The organism is Rhodococcus jostii NBRC 16295, assembly GCF_001894825.1.
Classification (GTDB): domain Bacteria; phylum Actinomycetota; class Actinomycetes; order Mycobacteriales; family Mycobacteriaceae; genus Rhodococcus_F; species Rhodococcus_F jostii.
Map to the genome: position 1 here is coordinate 1 of NZ_BCWY01000215.1, position 1,937 is coordinate 1,937.

The window sequence follows — 1,937 nt, forward strand, 5'->3', positions numbered from 1 at the left end:
GGGTGCCGTTGGTCCCTCGGGTGCGGCCCGAGCGGGTGCCGTTGTCGTTTGCGCAGGCCCGGTTGTGGTTCCTGTATCGGTTCGAGGGGCCGTCGGCGACGTACAACATTCCGGTGGCGGTGCGGTTGACCGGCGACCTCGACATCGAGGCGGTGGTGGCGGCGGTCGGGGATGTGGTGGCCCGGCACGAGAGTCTGCGGACGGTGTTCGGGGAGGACGAAGGGGTGCCGTTCCAGCGGGTCCTTCCCGCGGAGGAGGCCTCGATTCCGGTGCACGTGGAAAAGGTCGACTCGCCGCCCGGCGTGATGGCTGCGGTGACGGCAGCGGCGGGGTACGGGTTCGACATTGCACACGAAATTCCCATCCGGGCAACATTGTTGGAATGCGGTTCCCGGGAGCACATCCTGGTGCTGGTCCTGCACCATATCGCGGGGGACGGGGGATCGTTGGCGCCGCTGGCTCGGGATGTGGCGGTCGCGTATGCGGCCCGCGTGGACGGGCACGCTCCGGGGTGGGTGCCGTTGCCGGTGCAGTACGCCGATTACACGCTGTGGCAGCGGGAGCTTCTGGGCACTGCGGATGATCCGGGGAGCGTGCTGGCCGCCCAGGTCGAGTATTGGCGGGCCGAGTTGGCGGGGTTGCCGGAGTGCATCGAGTTGCCGACCGATCGTCGACGTCCGGCTGCACCGAGTTACCGGGGCGGGACGGTGGAGTTCGTGATCGATCCCGAACGCGCTTCGGCCGTCACGGAACTTGCCCGCAGATGTGGGGCAACACCGTCGATGGTGCTGCAGTCGGTGTTGGCGGTGCTGCTCCGCAGGCTCGGCGCGGGGGTGGACGTTGCGATCGGTGGGCCGATTGCGGGCCGTACCGACGAAGCCTTGGCCGAGTTGGTGGGGTTTTTCGTCAATACGTGGGTGTTGCGGGTGGATGTGTCGGGGAATCCGCGGTTCGATCAGGTGCTCGACCGGGTGCGGGGTAAGGCGTTGGCGGCGTACGAGAATCAGGATGCGCCGTTCGAGCGGTTGGTGGAGTTGCTGAATCCGACCCGATCGACGGCGTATCATCCGTTGTTCCAGGTGTCGTTCGCCTTGCAGAACAACGCTTTTCCTGAGGTCGAGTTCCCGGGGTTGGAATGGACCACACTTGCGGCGCCGACCGGGACGTCTCGTTTCGATCTGTCGTTCACCCTGGCCCCCGATGGTCATCAGGGTCTGGCCGGGGTCGTCGAGTACGCCAGTGACCTGTTCGATCGGGCGACGGTGGAGTCCATCGCGGCCCGGTATGTGCGCTTGTTGGAGTTGATCGTGGCGGATCCTCGTGGGCGGGTCGAGGGGTACGAGATCCTCGAGCCCGACGAGTGCGAGCTGGTGCTGCGGACCTGGAACGACACGAGCGCACCGATCCCGGACACGACGATTCCCGGCCTGTTCGGTAAGCAGGTCGCCGCGACTCCGAACGCGGTGGCGGTCACGTTCGGTGACGAGAGCTGGACCTACGGGGAGCTGAGCGGTCGAGCGAAGCGGCTGGCACGCCATCTGATCGGTGTGGGTGTCGGACCCGAGGTGCTGGTGGCGGTTGCCCTGGAGCGGTCACCCGAGTTGGTCGTCGCGTTACTCGCGGTCCTCGAGGCCGGGGGCGGGTATCTGCCGATCGACCCCCGCTATCCGGGTGCGCGGACCGGGTTCATCCTCGCCGACGCCGCACCACTGCTGATCCTGACCGACACTGCCATCGCAAGTACGTTGCCGGACAACGGCATCCCCACACTACTGCTCGACGCGTACTCGGACGAGGACGGGCACGCAGAGGGCCTCACCCCTGACAGTGATCGGACCGCGTCACTTCGGCCGGGCAACACCGCGTACGTGATGTACACCTCCGGGTCGACCGGCACCCCGAAAGGGGTCACGGTCGACCACCACAACGTCGTCAAC

1 protein-coding gene is annotated in these 1,937 nt (G+C 66.8%); it reads left to right on the forward strand.

What is annotated here, in order from left to right; all coding sequences use genetic code 11:
- The coding region (locus tag RJ1_RS44805) for a condensation domain-containing protein (protein WP_073371155.1) at positions 1-1,937 on the forward strand (1,937 nt) is incomplete at both ends.